At 62.6% G+C, this 20,103-nt stretch carries 15 protein-coding genes; 10 read left to right on the forward strand and 5 right to left on the reverse strand.

Annotation, left to right across the window (positions count from 1 at the left end; all coding sequences use genetic code 11):
* The first annotated feature begins 315 nt into the window (after positions 1-315).
* Complete coding sequence (locus tag IE071_RS09930; RefSeq protein ID WP_189441052.1) at positions 316-1,719, forward strand: sensor histidine kinase; 1,404 nt, start codon at positions 316-318, stop codon at positions 1,717-1,719.
* Between the two features lie 83 nt (positions 1,720-1,802).
* Here IE071_RS09930 and IE071_RS09935 read toward each other — a convergent pair whose 3' ends face one another.
* The 3 genes from IE071_RS09935 to IE071_RS09945 form a co-directional block, all read right to left on the reverse strand.
* Complete coding sequence (locus tag IE071_RS09935; protein WP_189441053.1) at positions 1,803-2,555, reverse strand: response regulator transcription factor; 753 nt, start codon at positions 2,553-2,555, stop codon at positions 1,803-1,805.
* A gap of 100 nt (positions 2,556-2,655) precedes the next feature.
* Positions 2,656-4,671 carry an MGH1-like glycoside hydrolase domain-containing protein gene (locus IE071_RS09940; RefSeq protein ID WP_189441054.1) on the reverse strand — a complete coding sequence of 672 codons (2,016 nt, stop codon included), beginning with the start codon at positions 4,669-4,671 and terminating at the stop codon, positions 2,656-2,658.
* A gap of 149 nt (positions 4,672-4,820) precedes the next feature.
* On the reverse strand, positions 4,821-7,385 hold the full coding sequence (locus IE071_RS09945) for a TonB-dependent receptor (protein ID WP_189441055.1): 2,565 nt from the start codon (positions 7,383-7,385) through the stop codon (positions 4,821-4,823).
* Between the two features lie 557 nt (positions 7,386-7,942).
* Here IE071_RS09945 and IE071_RS09950 point away from each other — a divergent pair.
* From IE071_RS09950 to IE071_RS09960, 3 genes are all read left to right on the forward strand, one after another.
* Positions 7,943-8,662 (forward strand): FadR/GntR family transcriptional regulator, encoded by a 720-nt coding sequence (locus IE071_RS09950; protein ID WP_189441056.1) that lies wholly within the window; start codon positions 7,943-7,945, stop codon positions 8,660-8,662.
* Between the two features lie 165 nt (positions 8,663-8,827).
* Positions 8,828-10,309, forward strand: a complete 1,482-nt coding sequence (gene pdxR / locus IE071_RS09955; protein ID WP_189441057.1) for a MocR-like pyridoxine biosynthesis transcription factor PdxR — start codon at positions 8,828-8,830, stop codon at positions 10,307-10,309.
* Positions 10,310-10,438: 129 nt separating this feature from the next.
* Positions 10,439-10,990: a hypothetical protein gene (locus IE071_RS09960; protein WP_189441058.1), complete on the forward strand. Its 552-nt coding sequence runs from the start codon at positions 10,439-10,441 to the stop codon at positions 10,988-10,990.
* A 31-nt stretch (positions 10,991-11,021) separates the two neighbouring features.
* Here the strand turns inward: IE071_RS09960 and IE071_RS09965 are convergent, their stop codons facing one another.
* Positions 11,022-12,344, reverse strand: coding sequence for an aminotransferase class III-fold pyridoxal phosphate-dependent enzyme (locus IE071_RS09965; protein WP_189441059.1), 1,323 nt, complete (start codon positions 12,342-12,344; stop codon positions 11,022-11,024).
* Positions 12,337-13,368 (reverse strand): phosphotransferase, encoded by a 1,032-nt coding sequence (locus IE071_RS09970; RefSeq protein ID WP_189441060.1) that lies wholly within the window; start codon positions 13,366-13,368, stop codon positions 12,337-12,339. The genes IE071_RS09965 and IE071_RS09970 overlap by 8 nt, the downstream gene beginning before the upstream one ends.
* Positions 13,369-13,432: 64 nt before the next feature.
* Between IE071_RS09970 and IE071_RS09975 the strand changes: the two genes are divergently transcribed.
* Genes IE071_RS09975 through IE071_RS10000 form a run of 6 tightly spaced genes read left to right on the forward strand, consistent with a single transcriptional unit; the run spans position 13,433 to position 20,034 of the window.
* On the forward strand, positions 13,433-15,565 hold the full coding sequence (locus tag IE071_RS09975; protein WP_189441061.1) for a beta-galactosidase: 2,133 nt from the start codon (positions 13,433-13,435) through the stop codon (positions 15,563-15,565).
* 46 nt (positions 15,566-15,611) lie between these two features.
* Entirely contained in the window at positions 15,612-16,556 is a 945-nt protein-coding gene (locus tag IE071_RS09980; protein WP_189441062.1) for a 2-dehydro-3-deoxygalactonokinase, read from the forward strand.
* Positions 16,550-17,194 carry a 2-dehydro-3-deoxy-6-phosphogalactonate aldolase gene (locus tag IE071_RS09985; RefSeq protein ID WP_189441063.1) on the forward strand — a complete coding sequence of 215 codons (645 nt, stop codon included), beginning with the start codon at positions 16,550-16,552 and terminating at the stop codon, positions 17,192-17,194. Before IE071_RS09980 ends, IE071_RS09985 begins: the two co-directional genes overlap by 7 nt.
* Entirely contained in the window at positions 17,191-18,339 is a 1,149-nt protein-coding gene (dgoD, locus tag IE071_RS09990) for a galactonate dehydratase (protein WP_189441064.1), read from the forward strand. Before IE071_RS09985 ends, dgoD begins: the two co-directional genes overlap by 4 nt.
* A gap of 31 nt (positions 18,340-18,370) precedes the next feature.
* Positions 18,371-19,135, forward strand: coding sequence for an SDR family NAD(P)-dependent oxidoreductase (locus tag IE071_RS09995; RefSeq protein WP_189441065.1), 765 nt, complete (start codon positions 18,371-18,373; stop codon positions 19,133-19,135).
* A complete protein-coding gene (locus IE071_RS10000; protein WP_229792853.1) occupies positions 19,132-20,034 on the forward strand; it encodes an SMP-30/gluconolactonase/LRE family protein in 903 nt (300 codons plus the stop codon). The genes IE071_RS09995 and IE071_RS10000 overlap by 4 nt, the downstream gene beginning before the upstream one ends.
* Positions 20,035-20,103 lie beyond the last annotated feature (69 nt).

Raw genomic sequence — 20,103 nt, forward strand, 5'->3', positions numbered from 1 at the left:
TCAGCTTTTGTATGCGACTCAACATTTTTGATCCCCAAAAAAATGGAAGGCCCCGCGGCGACTTGACTGCGGCTGCCTCGTTTCTGATATGCGCCATCAGGCGGTGTATGGACGTCGAGATGTCCGCGTCCTGCAATCGCCTTGCAAAGAGAATTCGCTATGCAGACGGTGGAGTCACGCACGGTTTTCCACGAAATGTTTCCATGAACTTCTGAAGTTCACGCAACATTGCAGTCGCTTACGCAATGTTGCAGTTGCTCACGGAACGAGCTCATGCGACAACTGTCACGCGAGAGGTCGTGATTTGGAGGCACCGTGATCAAAAAGGCTTGGCGTGCCATAGGCGAATGGCTGGCGCGGGTTCCAGTGATGGATCCCGTGGATCGACGCAATGCACCTTTCGTGCAGGCACTGCTCATTGGCATGGGTTTGCTGATGCCGGTCGACAAGGTGGTCCGCCTGTGTTTCGGTTCGTTTCGGCACACCACGAGCTTGCCAGTTCAAGTGGTGAACACGCTCACCGACGTGCTGATCACGGTTGCTGCCTGGGCGTGCCTTTATCTTGTCCGCGTCGGCCGCTTCCGGCTGGCCATCAAGTTGTATCTTGGGGTGATGCTCTTTTTGGCTGCATGCGCCTATGCCGTGATCGGCCTGGAGCCGCTGTCGGACGATCCGTTGCCACTGCTACTGCTCGGCATGAGCGGGCTGGCCCTCGGCCGGCGTGCGCTATGGACGGTGTTTGCGGTGTTGATGGTGGTGTTCGCCATTGGCGACGCGTCGGATGCCATTCGGCAAGTGGGGCACGGCGTCGTGGCATGGAGCCTGGACCAGCAAGCATCGATGGCCATTAGCTACGTCGTCGTGGCCGTCGTGCTTGATCGCACCATTGCCGGGCTACGCGAGAGCCTGGTCGAATCCAACGCGCGCGGGCGGATGCTGCAGGTGTCCAATGAGCGGTTGCACCGCGAGATGGAAGACCGTGCCCGTGCTCAGCAGCTGCTGATCCATGCCCAGAAGCTGGAGACGGTAGGGCGAGTCGCAGGTGGCGTGGCTCACGATTTCTCCAACGTGCTCGGGGTGATCCTGGGTTATGCGCAGCGCCGCGAGCGGCTTGCCGATAGTGGGCCGGAGGCCTTGCTGAAAGCTCTGCAAGGCGTGGAGATGGCGGCCCGGCGAGGCTTGGCAATTACCCGTCGCCTGCTCAGTTTCAGCCGTCAGGAGCCCACCCAACTGGAAGTATTCAACGCCGACGAAGCGCTACGCGAGCTACTGCCCATGGTCTGCCAACTGTTCGAGGCCAACGTGCGGGTAAGTCTGGCGGTGAGCGAAGGGCCCCTGCCTATTCGTTTCGACCGTTCGCAATTCGAACTGGTCATCCTCAGCATGGCAGCCAACGCCCGCGATGCGATGCCCGAAGGCGGACACTTTCAGCTGGGAGCTTGCCCATGCGAGCAACGCCCTGCCGAAGCCATCGAGGTCACACTGATCGATAGCGGACACGGCGTATCGGAAGAGGTGAAATCACGCATGTTCGACGCCTTCTACACCACCAAGCCGCCGGGGAGCGGTACCGGGCTAGGGCTGGCCGTGGTGAAGGATCTGGTGGTGGACGCCGGCGGCCGCATCGACGTTAAAAGTTCGCCCGGCCGGGGTACTTATTTCCGCATCCGCCTACCCTGCGCGGACGTGCCTCACAGGGAATTGCACCTGTCGGCCTGAACGCTTGTTACCCTCCCTCGTGGGAAGAGGGAGACGGCTGAATTACAACGGCGTGATCGGTGAACCAGTCCGAATGAGGGCGCTCAGTGCTGCATCTCCGCCACGAAAACGTAGCCACTGCCGCGTGCCGTGAGTAGCGGCACTGCCTCGCTGGTGCACTTGCTTATCTTCCGGCGCAGGCGATGGATCAGCATGTCCAGCCGATGTGGATCGAAGTTGTAGATATCCTTGGTGACCAAGGCAATCAGCGCCTCTCGATCTACCGGTGCACCGGCCGCCGCTATCAGCGCGCTGAGCAGGCCGCGCTCGGGTGCGCTAAGGGCGATGACTTCGCCCCTGGGGGAGACCAGGCACCATCCATCGGTATCCAGATGCCAGCGCGCACTGGCATCCGCCGGCATCTCGAACGCCTCTGGCCCCGTGCGCCTCCGTATCCGGCGGGAAAGGCTGTGCAGCGTGGCCGCCAGCACTTCAATGTCGGCAGGTTTGGCCAGATAAGCGTCAGCACCTTCGCGGAGCGCGCGGACCCGATCATTGCGTGAATGGTTGCCCGTAAGCATCACGATGCCAAGGTCGGGTAACTCTTGCAGGTGGCGAACCACACTAAGGCCATCTTCGTCGGGCAAGCCGATATCGAGCACCACCATGTCGAAGGCCTGCTTCACCATATGCCGATACAGTTCTGCCGCGGTGCCGGCGGCAGTCACTTCGAAGCCGAAATCGCGCAGGCCGGGCAGGAGAATAGCATCCCGCAATTCGGGATCATCTTCCAAAACCGCCACGCGCAGCGCCTTGGAAGCCTTGCCAGAAGTGTTGGATTGCACGCTAACTTTCATGGATGTAGCCATCCCTCCACTGCAACAGATACTGCCGTTATCCCGCTGACAAGGCGACGCAGACGGTCGAAGATCAAGCTCTGCTCGATCACCGCACACTCTACTCACTCGTCTGCTTCTGCAACAGCAGAAGATAGCTGGCGGCAGCCCAGCTGAAATTGGGCGACTGATAGCCCTGGCCGGTCAATGGGTCGTAGTTCTCGTACATCGGCGCCTGCTGCGTCAGGCCCTTGGCATTGAGCACCAGACGACGCGCCATGTCGTCGGCCTGCTGGGCGTAGCCGTAGCACCTGAGCGCTTCAACGCCGAAATAGGCTTGATCGATCCATACCGGGCCGCGCCAGTAACCCTTGATCGGCGAGAAGTGCGGGTCGTCCGCGGCGAGTGTGGGGAACGGCATGACGGTGGCGAACTTGGCTGGATCAAGCATGATCCGGATCACGGATTTGGCCTGATCGGGACTTGCCGCGCCCGCCCACAGCGCCGTCCAGCCTTCCGAACCATAAACGCGCACGGGATCGCCGCTGCCTAATTTGGTATCGAAGAAATAACCGCGCGTCATGTCGAACATGCGTGTCTGGATGAAGGCCTTCATCGTCGCAGCCTCTTTCAGCCACTGCACGTGATCCTGTGTCTTGCCGAGAATCGCCGCGACATGCGCCAGATCCAGTTTTTCCTTGTACAGATAGGCGTTGAGATCGACCGACTCCTGATCCATCGACCAGGCGCCCTCGCCGTTCTTGAGCATGTTGATGGCATCGAAACGGACGCCGTTGTCCATGCCGCTTTCCCACTTCGCGGCGACCTTGGTGCCATCGGTCGAACCATATTCGGCCACACCGTTGTGATCGTGATCGCGCGCGGTGAACCACCAGCGGTGATAGCGCACCAGCTTGTCGTACATCTCGGCCAGAAAGGCTTTGTCGCCGGTGGCACGATAGATTTCCAGCGTCGCCCAGACCGCCAACGGCGGCTTGGTGTCGCGCCAGTTGTTGCCGGCCTTGTCCAGATAGACGCAGTCGGGAACCATGCCGTCGGCACCCTGATAGTCGAACATCGCGCGCATCTGATCGCGCGCGAGCGCGGGTGCAAATCGAGCCAGCGCCGCCGCATGTTTCCACGAATCCCAGGCCCAGAAGCCGTTGAAGTCGGGGTTGGAATACGAGGGGATCACGCCGTCGTGATGCAGGTCGCCACGCGCCGCCCGCCAGTTTCCGAGCAAGGTCAGCATGGCCTTGACGGAAACCCGTTGTGCCGTCGCGTCGGGCAAGCCGGAGAGGTGACTCGATGCGACGGACTTCAGATAGCCGGTCCAGCGTTCGCGATTCCTGGCCCACGCGTTGGCCAAGTCGACTGGCGGGGGCGCCTCGGTGCGAACGTCATAGACCAGGGTCTGCTCGACCCAAACCGTCGCGGCCTGATTCGGCTTTAAATGCAGTGGCTGGTTCAGGCCGATTCGATAATCGGTGCCCGACAGCGTGACCTGATCGGCGGCAACGCCATCTGTTTGGAGTCGCGTGGTCAGCTTCGAATTCGAGTGGGCGAAGGTTTGCGTCACCGTATCGCCATCCTTGACCAACCCCTTCTGTTGCTGAGGCATCACGCGCCCTGCGACGGAAAGATCCACGTCCAGCGAAGTTGCCGCAGTCAGTTCGATGCGCACCAGCGCATGCCAGGAATCGGCAAAGAACAAGGTCTGGCTTACCGTCAGGCCAGGGCCGGAAAAGCGGCGTACCAGATAGCCCGGTGCCGCGTGGCTATCGACGGATCTCAAGGCGATGCTCTGCTTGCTGGCGGCATTCCGTAACGTCAGCTGGGCGAAGCGCGCACCGACCCATTGACCGTCGCCAAGGCTGTGCACGAACGGACCGGAAAAACCGGTCGCCGTATCGTTGGCAAGCGGCAGGCTGTAGCCATGCCACGACCCGGCGTCGAAAAAAATGTTGAAGCTTCGATCCGTCGGCGTCTTCGGCGCACCATGCAGGTCGAGCACGTCGACATAGCTTGCAACGGCATCGACCCGATGGTCGGTTGACTCGGCGCGTGCGGCGCCGCCGTCAAGACCAAGAGCGGCGACTGTCACAACGATGATCAGGAATGTGAGGGATGGACGCATGACGTGTCGTTCCTTGGCGCAGACCGCAGGTGAAAAGATTTTCAGGTCACGCTCAAGCACTCAGTCTCCCACCTGCCGTCGCGTCGACCGCTGATGCGGCCGACGCGACGCGGGTTTCCGGATAACAGCAGCTGCCGTTACCCCACTCTTCAGAACTTGTACTTGACCTGGAAGTTGACCTCACGCCCTTCGATCGAGCGGGCGAGAATCACGCCGCCGCCGCTGGCAAAGCCGAACAGGCGGGCGTTGCCTTCGGTGATGCCGATCTCGTTGGTGATATTGGTACCACGCAAGGTCAACATCCAGTTCTGGCCGATGTTGGCGATGGCGCCGATGGCGAGGTCGTGATAGCTGCCCAGTGGCTGCTGCTGCAGCTGGTCGCCATAGCGATTGCCCACGTGTTCATAGGTGAACCAGAACTTCATGCTGCCCCAGCTGGTCGGGACCACATAGGCGGGGGTCAGGCGGTACTGGATTTTCGGCTGACGGTCCAGAACCATGCCGCTGATGGTGTCGCACCGCTGGCTGCCGTCCTGGCCGACGTAAGGCACGCAGCTGTCGTAGCCCGAGTAGTGACCATCCATGTAGTTGCCGCTCAACGCAATCGAGAAATGCTCGAACGGCGTGACCGTCACCTGCGTGTTGATGCCCTTGGTCACCGAGCCATAGACGAGGTTGACCTGTCCGGTGGGCAGATCGATCGAGTACGGGATGCCATGGAACAACCGGCGATAGGCACTGATGTCGGCATAGATCCACGGCGCCTGATACTTGAAGCCAAGTTCCATGTTGTGGATTTTCTCCACCGGCGGATTCCCCTGGTTCACGATGTCGTCGAAGCTGGGCAGGAATACGCCGTCATTGACGCGCGCATAGGCGCTCATGTTGTCGCTCAGCGCGTAGTTCGCTCCGAGGGTCCACGACGATGCGCTCCTCGATCCGGAAGGATGCTGGTAGCTGTTCGTCAGATACTCGGCGTTGTTGTTGTACACGGTGTACGGGTTGCCATCGAGGTCGCCGGAGGTCGTGTTCTGGAACCAGCCGCCGATGTCGTCATGCTGGATTCGCATGCCGCCGTCGAACCGCCACTTGCCGATGTTCCACTCGTCGGCAACGAAGAACGCCGTGGTCGTGGCGTGCCAGCGCTCGTTGAAGGCCATCCATGACTGCGGATTGGAATTCCAGAACAGTCCCTGCGAATCGGTCAAGGCGTAGTTGTTCGTGCCATCGCTCAGATTGACCACGATCGGGTTCGGATTGCTCTTCGCCTGCAGCAGCTGATTGAGCCCGTCGTACTCGGCATGGTTCAGCGAGTACACCGCCGTATAGTTGCCGACCGTCAGGGTGTTGCCCTCGAACAATTCCTTGCTCAGACGAAATTCATTGCTGACGGACTGGACCTTCTTGGGAATGTACTCGGGGTTCTGAACGGTGACGTTTTCATTCATATCTGCCGCTTTGCCGTTGGTGTACGTGGCCTTCGCGGTGAGATTGGCGGGAAGCCCGAAGTCCGAAGCAGCGCCGGCAATGAAGTTGCCCAGCGTGGTCGGATTGTCGCCCGTGCTGAAGAACGCGTTGATATCCATGTGGCCGGCGACGAACAACGCCTTGTCCGACAGTGACCAGCCGTTGTCGAAAGACAGGTCCAGATTGGCGCCCAGCATGTGAATATTGCCGCCCTCGCCGTTGGCCATGTCGATATTCTGGCCGCCCGGCTTGCAGCCTGCGGTGAAGCACGGCGTGGTCTCAAGGTACTGGCGCCGGTCGGCATTGCTGCCAAAGGTGCCGGTCAACGGATTGAACCCCGGATAGGCCGAGAACTGGCCGGGCGCCGGGTTGAGGATCGGCGTATCGGTGACGAACTGGTTCTTGTCCTTCAACACTCGCGCATAGAACATGACCGAACCGTGGGCGAGGTCGTGGCTCAAGGTCGCGGTGAGCTGGCCACCCTTGTCGGCGGGGAATTGCGGATCGCGCACGCCGTCGGATTTGCGCCAGAAGCCGCCGATGCTGCCGTACCAGCCGCTGTCCTTGCCGCCGATGGGAAAGCCATAGAAACCATCGAGGCGCTCCATGCCCTCCGATCCGTAGGTCACGCCGATGCTGCCCGTCGGCGTCGAGGAGCCTTCCTTGAGAATGAAGTTCGCAATGAGTCCGGGCTGGCCGTTGCCATACAGGACCGAGGTTCCGCCCTGCACGGCTTCCATGCGATCGATGGTGTCATCGAGGCGGAACATCGCGTCGGTGAAGTAGTCCCACTTCGGGAAAAGCGGCGAGCCGTTCATCTGCAAGGTGACGAACGGTGCACCACTGTCCGACGGGAAGCCGGCGACTTCGATGTTCGCGCCGGTCTGGCCGCCGGAAGATTCCGGGTACACGCCCGGCGATACCTTCAGCAGATCCGCCACGCTGATCGGGTTGAGTTCCTTGATCTGCTGGCTCGTCACCGTGGTGACCGAGTAGCTGGCGTCGATCTTCTTGATGCCGCCGAAAGCGGAGTTGCCGGTGACCACGATCTGGTCGAGCGTCTGCGCGGATGCCGGCGCGGCGGCTTTCTGCTTGCCGTGCTCAGCGGATGGCGCGGCTTGGGACGGTGCAGCTTGGGGCGCCGCGGCCTGGGACGTGGCGTCCTGGGCCTGGACTGCACCAGTCGCCAGCATGATGCCGATGGCAACACTTAGAGCCCGTCGATTGATCTGCGTGCAAGTTCTCATGATGAAATCTCCTCCCCGAGACATATGGATCAATAGTTATTTGCCTGGACTCGATGCCGTTGCGCCTGCGCGCCAGCCAGTCCCACGTGGTTCCTGAAGCTCTCGCCTCTTCTCCCGCTATCCACGCCACGGGTATCGCATCGGCGAGCTCGCATCCTAACTCAGAAAATTCCATTTGTACTACCATAGTATAAAATGCGGAGATCCGGAGAGGACGCGCACGGTCACACGACACGGGGAGGCGCCCGCGGGATGGCGGCTGGAAAGGTGTGCAAGGACGGGTGCACCAGCGATGCCATCGCACGGCCCATGGCGGGCCCAGGGCAATATGCGAACGTGGCCATGTCTCAAAGCGACAACGGATCGCTGCCGCCGACCTTCAACCCTGCGCGGCCGCCTGTATTTCCGCGCGCCACGCGACCTTCACTCAGTACGTTTGTATGATAAATTTCGAGCGTTATCGCACTGCAGCATGCGGCGACATCCGGTCCACATGGCTTCATGCCACGACTGCGTGACAACGCTGGAAGCGCTCTTACCACGGAGAGAAGTTGAACATGAAGGCTACGGATTCACGCAATCTGCACGGCCATGTGATCCGTGAATTGGGCAAGCGGATCGTTATCGGCGACTTGCGTCCGGGCGATATATTGCCGCGCGAAGAGGCTCTGGCCGAAAGCATGGATGTGAGTCGCACGGCTCTGCGCGAAGCCTTGAAGGTGCTGTCCGCCAAGGGCCTGATCGAGTCGCGCCCGCGAGTGGGTACCCGCGTACGTGCGACGCACTTCTGGAACCAGCTTGATGCAGACGTCCTTTCATGGCGCTGCGCCTCGATGCCGACCGACGACTTCATCGAGAAACTGGTGGAGATGCGGGAAATCATCGAGCCGGCCGCAGCGGCAGCGGCAGCACGCCGGCGCACTGCGGCACAGCTGACGCAGGTGGATCTGGCCTACCGGAAAATGGAGGCCGCTCGCGACCCTGACGAGTGGGCGGCGGCGGATCTCAGCTTCCATGATGCCGTGCTACAGGCGACCGGCAATGAATTGATGATCTCGCTGTTCTCGGTGGTCGAAAGCGCGCTCGGGATGTTCTTCGTGTTGTCGGCGAAAACGGCCGGCGACTTCAGCTATTCGCTGCCGCAGCATCAGAAAGTGCTTGAAGCGATCCGCCGCAAACAGCCGGAGGTCGCCCGCAAGGCGATGCAAAGCATGATTGCGGACTCGCTGGCCAACCTGCACAAGAAGCGCAAGGGCAGCTCCAAGAAAGCCTCCTGATGCTTGATCTGCTGAAACTCGCCACCCGCTGCGTTTGCCAATCCATCGACACCCATGCCGTCGTTCGCTCCATCATCATGGCTTGAAGCTGCGGGCAGCTTCTTCACCGTCTCGCGCTATTGAGCCACTTCGGAGGAAGAAGTTGTGGCGAGTGATGTCGAGGGTATGAGTAGTCTGTTCGAAATTGCTTTTGACCCGCCGCCCAGAGGAAGCCGCCGATCTGCGGAATCCGTCTACGCGCAGTTGCGAGCCGCCGTTCTTGATGGTCGGTTGGTTGCCGGGTCCAAACTACCGGGGGAGCGTCAGTCGGCTGTCTTTTTCGGTGTATCGAGAAACACGGTCGCCCGGGTTTATGCGCGGCTGGCGATCGAGGGTTTGGTACAGCCCCGGCAAGGGTCGGGAACGTATGTGGCGCCGAAGCAAAATCGTCCGCAACGCGAACGCTTCCTGACACAGCAAACGCCCGATCCACGTCTGAATTCGCTGTGGTCGCGGCCTGAGCTGATCCGGACACTCAACTTCTGGCACGACAATCAGCGTGCAAGGGCGCCGAGCGCGGCCGCGTTCCTGGACTTCCGGCCTGCATTGGTCGATCCGCGATTATTCCCCTTCGAAACATTTCGTCGACTCAGCGCCAAGCAGCTCCGGCGAATGGAATTGAAGCCGCCTGCCTTCAAGAGTCCGCAGGGCAACCAGGGGCATTTTCCGTTGCGAGAAGCCATCGCGACGCACATCGGCATCTCGCGCGCGGTCGTGTGCGAGCCCGACGATGTGCTGGTTACCGCCGGCGCACAGCAGGCGTTCGATATTCTCGCCCGTGTACTGGTAACCCCTGGGGTTACCACGGTCGCCATTGAAGATCCAGGCTACCCACCGATGCGCGCTGCATTTCTTGCTGCCGGTGCCAAGGTCGTGCCGGTACCGGTCGACACCGAAGGGCTGGGGGTCGACGCCCTGCCGATCCCGATACAGATCGTCTGCGTATGCCCTTCACACCAATTCCCGTTCGGCGTATCCATGTCCGCGCAAAGGCGGGCGGCACTGCTCGACTTTGCGCGCAAGCATGGGGCCGTCATCGTCGAGGACGATTACGACGGCGAATTCCGCTACGACGGCACGCCACTGCAAGCGCTGCGATCCACGGCGACCGCGGATGATGTGTTCTACGTCGGCACCTTTTCCAAGTGCATGCTGCCCGCACTGCGATTGGGATTCACCGTGGCGCCCCGGTGGGCCATGCCAGCGCTGATCACGGCAAAGAACTGTCTCGATTGGCATTGTCCGACGTTGACGCAGATGGCGGTTGCCCGTTTCATCGCGGATGGGCATCTGGCGCGGCACGTGCGAAAGCTCCGTGACGTATACAGGAAGCGACGGGATCTCATCGAAGAGATCCTGCGGTCGGACTTCTCGGGTGTACTGTCACCGATGCAGTCGCACTACGGCATGCATGTGGCAGCGTTCTCGACGTTATCCAAGCACCTCGAACGTGTCACCGCACGATTGCTGGAGTCAGACATGCATTTGCATTCGTTCGAACGCTATTTTTTCGGTGCACCCACGTCGGAAGGCCTGGTTTTCGGCTATGGCGCCGTTGACCTCAAGGCTATCGAGCAGGGTCTGCAGGCGTTACGACGCGTGCTCTAGCCGGCTGTTGAGAAATCTCCCAACGCCGCGTCGGCAAAGTGGACTACCTTAAATTTCTCCGACTGCCCCTTCTGGCATCACGGGTTTTCCCTAAAGTCTCGTCCTGGGCTTGGTTATGTGGAGAACGCGATGATGTGGAGACTGCTGATACGCGGGGTCATGGTTGCCGGTGTTCTGGCATGCGCGTCCTTGAATGCACGGGCCGCGTCGCCTCGGGACGGCGCGCATGATTTCGACTTCGCGCGCGGGGTTTGGCATACCCATGCCACGCAGGTGCTCGACCCGTTCGATGGCGGGACCCACACGGTGACCATGGACGGTACAAAGACCGCGCGACCGGTGTGGAATGGCCGCGCGTGGCTTGAGGAAATCGAAGCCGACGGCCCCAACGGACATTGGGAGGGCGCGACGCTCTTCGTCTATAACGCCAAAGCCGGGCAATGGAGCCAGACTTACATCGACAGCGACTCGGGAGAGATGGAGGCCCCGACCATCGGAGGCTTCAAGGACGGCCGGGGCGAATTTTTCGGCACGACCGTCCACAAGGGCCGCACGGTTCTGGTCCGCGGCGTCTGGTCCGACATCACGGCCAACGCTCATCGCTTTGAGATTTCCTACTCCCGAGACGGCGGCCGAACATGGGCAACCGCGTTCAAGGCTTATTTGACGCGACTGAAGTGATCGCGCTCGGGCTCCCGCTCGTCATGTCGGACTACGACTCGCGCAACACCTGATCGAGCTTGTCCAGAAATTCTTCGGCGTTGGCCTGACTGAACACGATCGGCGGCTTGATCTTCAGCACGTTGTCGTCCGGACCCTCGGTGGAAAGCAGCACGTGGCGTGCCTTCATCGCTTCCACCACGGCCTTGGCCTTCGGCTGGTCGGGCGTTCTCGCCTCGCAATCTCTCACCAGTTCGGCACCGACAAACAGGCCGCGCCCGCGTACATCGCCAATGCAATCGTGGCGTTGCTGCAATTCGCGCAGTCCTTCCATCAGGAAGGCGCCGACGCGACGTGCGTTCTCCTGCAGCTGTTCGTCGGCAATCACATCCAGCACGGCCAGCGCGATCGCGCAGGACACCGGATTGCCGCCAAAGGTATTGAAGTACTCCATGCCGCTGACAAAGCTCGCCGCGATCTCCGGCGTGGTCACCACGGCACCCATCGGATGGCCGTTGCCGATCGGCTTGCCCAAGGTGACGATATCCGGCACGACGCCCTGGTGCTCGAACGCCCAGAAATGTTCGCCGACCCGGCCAAAACCGACCTGCACTTCATCGGCCAGGCACACGCCACCGGCCGCACGCACCGCCGCGTAGGCTTCAGGCAAGTAGCCTTCCGGCAGCACGATCTGGCCACCGCAGCCCAGCAGCGATTCGCAATAGAACGCCGCCGGCGCGATACCGCTCTGACGCAGGCTGTCGATGGCCGCTGGCAACAGCTGGCCATATTGCATTCCGGCCGTGGAAGCTTCGCGGAAAGGTCCACGATAAGTGTCGGGCATGCCCACTACACCTACATGCGGACTCTGCCCTGCTCCACCCTTGCCGTTGAACTTGTACGGACTCAACTCGACCATCGACGGCGAATGGCCGTGGTAGGCGTGATCCACCACCACCACGCCCTGTGCGCGGGTATGTGCCCGCGCCAGGCGCAAGGCCAGATCGTTCGCCTCGGTGCCCGAGTTGGTGAGAAACACGACTGACAACGGCTTCGGCAAGGTCGCCGTCAGGCGCAGCGCGTACTCGACGATGTTGTCATGCAGATAGCGGGTGTTGGTGTTGAGCTGCGCCATCTGCGCCTGCCCGGCCGCAACCACGCGTGGGTGGCAATGCCCGACATGGCAAACGTTGTTGACCATGTCCAGGTAGGCCTGACCGTACTGGTCGTACAACCAGACACCTTCACCGCGAACGATCTTGAGCGGCTCGTTGTACGACACGCTGAGGGTCGGATTCAGCAGCTGTTTGCGCAGGCGCAGAATGTCGGCATTGCTACGTTGCGGCACGTTGCTGGAGGCGGTGGGATCAGTCATGGCTTGGTTCCAGAAAGGGGCCGACGATGGCATCGTGGTTGACTTCGGCGAGTTCGCGCAACAACGCGCGCACGCCTTGCTGCGACACGAGGATGAACGGGTTATCGGGCTCTTCCCGATGCGCACGTGTCGCCATCAGCACACTGTGGCAAAGGCGCGCGAGGATGAAGGCATGCAGTTGCTCGAGCTCGATGCGCAGCAGCGGGCACTGCGCCAGATAGCCACGGACGATGGTGCGCGCGCACGCCACCGGATCGGCCTCATGCTGCATCGCGTAGGTACAGGCGATCGCCAGGTCGGCCAGACGGAAACTGGTGCACATGTCGCCGAAATCGATCACCGCGCGGACGCGCTGGCCGTCGCCGTCATCCGCCACGATCACATTCAGATCGTTGGCATCGTTGTGCAACACCGTGATCGGCAGCTGCGCCCCCCATTGCGGCAGACGGGCGCAGAACGTCTCGGCGTGCGTCTGCACGATGGCGCGCAGCCCGGCATCTTCGATATGCGCGATTTCGCCGCACAGCGTTGGCAGGCGCAGCAGATTCCAGTCGTGCTGGCGATCGGCCGCCGGATGATGAAAATCCTGCAGCCCACGTGTCAGCCGACCGACCGCACTACCGAGACTCTCGTGCAACGCCGCGCGCTGCGTCTTCGGGACGGCTCCGATGGCATCCGCATACGTCGTGCCGGGCACGAAGCTCAACACGCGCACCTGGCACGGCTGCCCCGCAATCGGCAAGGTCAGCAGGTGCTCGCCGTCCACGGCGAGCTGCACGCGTGGCCATTGCAGCGCCGGCTCGCGCTCGGCCAGCGTCATCATGGCCTGATTCTCGAGATCCAGATCCAGCCGCGACCATGACGGGTGCGCCACCTTCAGCACATACTCGCCATGCTCGGTGCGGATACGGAAGTTCTGATCGGCATAGGATGGCAGTGCGCAAATATCGCCATGGATGCGCCAGTACCGGTCAGCTAGCACCAGCGCCGCGTCGGGAGTCAGGATGTCCATAGGGTTGCGCACAAATATTGCGGGAGTCTTAATTGTAGTATAAGTTGACATTTGAAACTCACCACAGGCGCATCCCATGTTTCGGCCCTTGCTGGCGGCGGTATTGGCCACTGCCATGATGATCACCGCTGCTAACGCGAATCCGGTCGATGCCGGCGGCCCGCATCCGGCGCCGCTGCAAGGCGCGGCGTTGCTGCACCAGCGCGAGCCGATGAGCTTTGGCGTGTTCTATTACCCGACGCAATGGCCGCGCAGCCAGTGGCAGCGCGACTTCGACGGCATGGCCAAGCTCGGCTTCGACTTTACCCACATGGCCGAATTCGACTGGACCTACCTGGAGCCGGTCGAAGGCCAGTTCGATTTCGCATGGCTCGATCACGCCATCGATCTGGCCAACAAGTCCGGATTGCGCGTGATCCTCGGCACGCCGTCAGGGGCACCGCCAAGCTGGATGGACGAACGCTACCCCGAGGTTTACCGGGTGGACGAGCACGGCCAGCGCCACGAGCACGGCATCCGCGCGGAAGTATCCCTGGCCAATCCAAAGTACGAAGCCTTCGTGGCGCGCCTGGTCACCGCCATGGCCCAGCATTACGGCCACGATCCGCGCGTCTGGGGCTGGCAGGTCGACAACGAGCCCGGCAGCTTCCTCGATTACAGCGACAGCGCGCGGGCGGCGTTCCAGGAGTGGCTGCAGAAGAAGTACGGCAGCATCGATGCGATGAATACCGCGTGGGCCGGTTCGTTCTGGAGCACCCGCTACGGCAGCTTCAAGCAGGTGCACCTCCCCAATGCCACGCTCGCGGCCGAAGACAAGCTGAGCCCCCACGCACAGCTCGACTTCGCCCGCTTCCAAGCCGACACCACCGCGCACTTTCTCGATACCCAGGCGTTGATCATCAAGAAGTACGCCCGCACCGGACAATGGGTGACGACCAACTACACCAATGTCTCCACGGCTACCGATCCGCGACGCAGTCACGACCTGGATTTCCCGACCTTCACCCTCTACCCGGTCGCCGGCGCGAATGTGTTGGGTGGCGACAGCTACGAAATCGGCAAACCCGCCAACCTGATGGAAGCCGCGGCGTATTTCCGTTCCATCAACGGCACCTTTGGCGTGATGGAATTGCAGCCGGGCCAGGTCAACTGGGGCGAGATCAATCCGCAACCGATGCCCGGCGCGGTCAGCATGTGGATGTGGCATGCCTTTGCGTCCGGCGCCTCCTTGCTCAGCACCTATCGTTATCGACACCCGCTGCGCGGCAGCGAGATGTACCACGAGGGCATCGTTGGCACCGACGGCGTGACGCTCTCGCGCACGGGGCGTGAATTCGTCGACACCTTGCATCAGATCAAGTCGCTTGAATCGCAACTCGATACCAAGGCGCCACTGCCGCAAAAACTGGCGGCACGTTACACCGCTTATTTGTGGAGCCAGGACGTATTCTGGGATCTGGAAATCCAGCCGCAAACCACGCTGTGGAATAGCTGGGCCTACCGCAACGGCTACACGCTGGCCGTAAAGAGCACCGGCGCGCCGATGGATTTCATTGCGGAAGATGATGACTTCAGCCGCTATCCGTTCCTGATCGCACCGGCCTACCAGATGGTCAGCAAGCAGCTGGCGGACAAGTGGCGGCGCTATGTGGAACAGGGTGGCCATCTGATCCTGACCAGCCGCACCGGGCAGAAAAACGAGCTCGGACAGTTCCATGAAGGACCGTGGTATGCGCCGATCCTCGATCTGATCGGCGCCGATGTCGATGGCTTCGACATGCTGCCGCCAAGCGCCAGCGCGCAGGTAAGCGCAGGCGGCAAGACGCATGACTGGCATCGCTGGGCCGACATTCTTTCGCCGCGGCTAGGCACCGAAGTACTCGCCACGTATGCCGATCATTACTACGCCGGCAAAGCGGCGGCGACCACCCGCAAGCTGGGCAAGGGCAGCGTCACCATGATCGGCGTGTCGACCGATGACGGCGAACTGGAGCGCGAGATCGTGCGCAGCGTCTATCAACGTGCGGGCGTGGCGATCGAAGATCTGCCCAAGGGCGTATTCATCGACTGGCGCGGCGGCTTGGATTTCATGGTGAACTACAACCCGCAGCCGTTTTCCCCCGTGCTTCCGGCAAGCGCGAAGATCGTGCATGGCCAGATGCCGCTGGCCCCGGCGCAGACGCTGATCTGGAAGGACACCACGCCGTGATGCACATGACGTCCACATCGCGGCGCCATGAGGAAAGGCCGAATCCATGAGCGGCTTGATCGGACTCGACTGGGGCACGTCCAGCCTGCGCGCCTACTGGCTCGATGGAGCTGGCGAAATCCGCGAGACGCGGACGCGCGCCTGGGGCATCCGCCATCTGCCGGATGGCGGCTTCGACGCCGCATTGACCGACATCACCGCGGGCTGGCCTCGGCTGCCCCGACTGGCCTGCGGCATGGTCGGCAGCCGCCAAGGCTGGCTGGAGGTACCTTACATGGACGTTCCCGCCGACACCGCGCAGCTCGGCAGCGCCGTCCGCAGCCTGCGCACCAAGGATGGTTTGGACGTCCATATCGTTCCCGGCCTGCGCAACCCGCAAGGCCCCGATGTGATGCGTGGCGAGGAAACCCAGCTGCTGGGTGCCCTTGCCCTGCGCCCGGCGCTGATCCCCGATTCCAGCTGGATCCTGCCAGGCACGCACAGCAAGTGGGCCCGCGTGCGCGATGGCGCCGTGGCCGATTTCTGTACGCTGATGACGGGCGAATTGTTTGCGCTGCTGCGGCAGCATTCGATTCTTTGTGCCGGCTCGGGCGATGCGGCGGTGGATCATGACGCGTTTGCGCGCGGCGTCATTGCGGCACGCGACAGCGGCAGCGCCGGAGCATTCAGCCGGCTGTTCTCGGCACGCGCCTTGATGCTCGACGGTGCACTGGCGCCGGACGCCGTGCCCGAGTATCTCTCTGGCCTGCTGATCGGCGAGGAGCTGCGTTCCAGCCTTGCCACGAATCGTTTCCGCCACGACGCGCCGCTCCAGCTGATTGGCGATGCCGTGCTGTGCGCGCGTTATCGGCTGGCCGCATTCCACTTCGACCTCGATCTCGCCGAACCCCTGGTGGATGCCGCTGCGCACGGGCTGTGGCAGATCGCCTGCGATATCGGCCTGGTCAGCGCCAATTCGTCCACGACATCCAAGGAATCTTCGTCATGCTGAGCCCCTGGCTCAATCCGCTGCCGCTCGTCGTGATTCTGCGCGGCATACGTCCCGACGAAGCCGTGAGCATTGGTCATGCGCTGGCCGATGCTGGCTTTCGCGTGTTGGAAGTGCCGCTCAATTCGCCGCAACCGATGGAAAGCATTCGTCGCCTCACCCAGTCTCTCGGCGACGGCTATCTCATCGGCGCCGGCACCGTGATGACGCCGGCACAGGTGGATGAAGTCGCCGCTGCCGGTGGGCGGCTGATCGTGATGCCGCACGCCGATACCGCCGTGATCCGCGCGGCCAAGGCGGCCGGCATGGTCTGCGTGCCCGGTGTCGCCACGCCCACCGAGGCCTTCGCTGCGCTGGCGGCCGGTGCCGACGGACTGAAGCTGTTTCCCGCCGACCAGGTGTCGCCCGCAGCACTCAAGGCCTGGCGTGCCGTGCTGCCCAAAGAGCTGCCGGTGTTGCCGGTCGGCGGCATTGCGCCCGACAACATGGCGGCATGGGTCGCCGCCGGCGCGCAGGGGTTTGGCATCGGTGCCGCGCTCTATGCGCCCGGCCTCGACGCCGATGAAGTCGCCAGTCGTGCCCACGCCTTCGCTCAAGCGTGGGCAGCTGTCTCTCCAAAGTCTCAGGAACACCGTGCATGAAGATCACCAAACTCACCACCTTCCTGGTGCCACCACGCTGGTGCTTCCTGCGCATCGACACCGATGCCGGTATTTGCGGCTGGGGCGAGCCGGTGGTGGAAGGTCGCGCACATACCGTGGCCGCTGCGGTCGAGGAACTATCCGATTACCTGATCGGCAAGGATCCCCGCCATATCGAGGATCTGTGGAACGTGATGTATCGCGGCAGCTTCTACCGCGGCGGCCCGATCCTGATGAGTGCCATCGCCGGCGTCGACCAGGCGCTATGGGACATCAAGGGCAAGCATCTCGGCGTGCCGGTGCATGAGTTGCTCGGTGGCCCGGTGCGCGAACGCATTCGCGTGTATTCGTGGATCGGCGGCGACCGTCCCGCGGATACGGCCATGGCGGCGAAGGCTGCGGTCGAACGCGGCTTCACCGCAGTCAAGATGAATGGCACCGAGGAGATGCACTTCGTCGACAGTCACGCCAAGGTCGAGCGCGTGCTGGAGAACGTGCAGGCCGTGCGCGAGGCGGTCGGCCCGCACATCGGCCTGGCCATCGATTTCCACGGCCGCGTGCACAAGCCGATGGCCAAGGTATTGATGCGCGAACTGGCGCCGTACAAGCTGATGTTCATCGAGGAGCCGGTGCTGTCCGAGCATCTGGATGCGATTCCGGAACTCGCCAGCATCGCGCCGGCACCGATCGCGCTGGGCGAGCGTCTGTATACGCGCTACGACTTCAAGCGCGTGCTGCAGATGGGCGGCGTCGACATCATCCAGCCCGACCCTTCGCATGCCGGCGGCATCACCGAAACCCGCAAGATCGCGGCGATGGCCGAAGCCTACGACGTGGCGCTGGCGCTGCACTGCCCGCTCGGCCCGATCGCGCTGGCGGCGAATCTGCAGCTCGATGCGGTCTGCCACAACGCCTTCATCCAGGAACAGAGTCTGGGCATCCATTACAACGCCGCCAACGACCTGCTCGACTATGTGGTCGACCGCAATGTATTCGCCTACGCGGATGGTTACGTCGCGATTCCCGGCGGCCCGGGCCTCGGCATCGAGGTCAACGAAGCCTACGTCGCCGAGCGCGCCGAGGTCGGTCATCGCTGGCGCAATCCGCTGTGGCGCCACGACGATGGCAGTGTCGCCGAATGGTGAGCATGTCTTTTTCCGATTGCGGAGTCTGCTGATGCCTACCTTCGCCAGCTATCCCAGCCTGATCGATCGCAGCGTGCTGATCACCGGCGGCGCCAGCGGCATCGGCGCGGCCTTTGTCGAAGGCTTCGCGCGCCAGGGTGCGCGGGTGGCGTTTCTCGACGTGGACGATGCCGGCGCGGCGTCGCTATGTGCGTCGCTCGCCGACGCGCCGCATGCACCGCACTATCTGCACTGCGATCTCACCGACCTGGACGCGCTTCATGCTGCGATCGTTGCGGCACGCGCGCAGATCGGACCGATCGCCGTGCTGGTCAACAACGCGGCCAACGACGCCCGCCATGCACTGGCCGACATCCAACCCGCGGATTTCGAGCGCAACGTGGCTGTGAACCTGCGCCACCAGATCTTCGCCACCCAGGCGGTGATTCCCGACATGCGCCAGCTCGGCGGCGGCTCGATCATCTGCCTGGGTTCCACCGGCTGGATGAAAAAGAATGCGGGCTACCCGCTCTACGCTATGGCCAAGGCGGCGGTGCATGGCTTCGTCAACGGCATGGCGCGCGAGCTCGGCCAGCAGCACATCCGCATCAACAGCCTGGTACCGGGCTGGGCCATCACCGACAAGCAGGCACGCCTGTGGCTGGACGACGCCGGCCGCGAGGAGATTGCGCGCACGCAGTGCATGCCCGGCTTTCTGATGGCCGAGGATCTGGCGCGTGCCGCCCTGTTCCTCGCCGCCGACGACAGCCGCATGTGCACCGGACAGGACTTCATCGTGGACGGCGGCTGGGTATGACGGCCCCGACCGTACTGGCGCCGATGGAGGTTGCGCTGGACGCCGGCAATACCTTGGGCGAAGGCATCGTCTGGTGCGAGCGCGCCCAGGCGCTTTACTGGACCGACATCCAGCGCGCCACGCTGTACCGCCTGCACATTGAAAGCGGCACGCTGCAACACTGGCCGATGCCCGAGCGACTCGCCTCGTTCGCGCTATGCGAAACCGATGGCTGGCTGCTGCTGGCGCTGGCCTCGCAGCTGGCGTTTTTCCGTCTCGCCGATGGCCAGCTGCAGACGCTGCACGAGATCGAGCCCGGGCTGCCGACACGTTGCAACGACGGTGCCTGCGATCGCCAGGGCCGCTTCGTGTTCGGCACGATGCACGAACCCGCGGAAGGCAGCAAACAGGCGATCGGCAGTTTCTGGCGACTCAATGCCGACCTCAGCCTGGAACAACTTGCGCTGCCGAAGGTGGCCATCAGCAACAGCATCGCCTTCAGTCCCGATGGCACCACGATGTACTACTGCGACTCGCTGGCACGCTGCATCCAGCGCTGTGCGTACGGCGACACGCTGGGCACGCCACAGCTGTTCGCGGACCTGGGCGAGCTTGCCGGCGAACCGGACGGCTCGTGTGTCGACGCCGACGGTTCGCTGTGGAACGCGCAATGGGGCCTGGCTCGCGTGGTCTGCTATGCCGCCGATGGCTCGGTGCGCCAAGTGCTGCCGGTACCGGCGCGCCAGCCGACCCGACCCGCCTTTGGTGGCCCCGATCTCGACACGCTCTATGTCACCAGCGCGCGTGATGGATTGTCCGGGGCGCAGCTGGATGCCGACGTCCACGCCGGCGCGCTGTTCCGTTCCCGTGTCGGTGTGCGCGGCCTGCCTGAGCCACGTTTCGCCGGCATGCCGGCGTGAGCATCACTCCATGAAAACCGCCGTTCAACCAACCGCCCATCGCCGTCCGCGGCCTGCAGGATTTCCCTC

It is taken from the genome of Rhodanobacter panaciterrae (assembly GCF_014651895.1).
GTDB classification, from domain to species: domain Bacteria; phylum Pseudomonadota; class Gammaproteobacteria; order Xanthomonadales; family Rhodanobacteraceae; genus Rhodanobacter; species Rhodanobacter panaciterrae.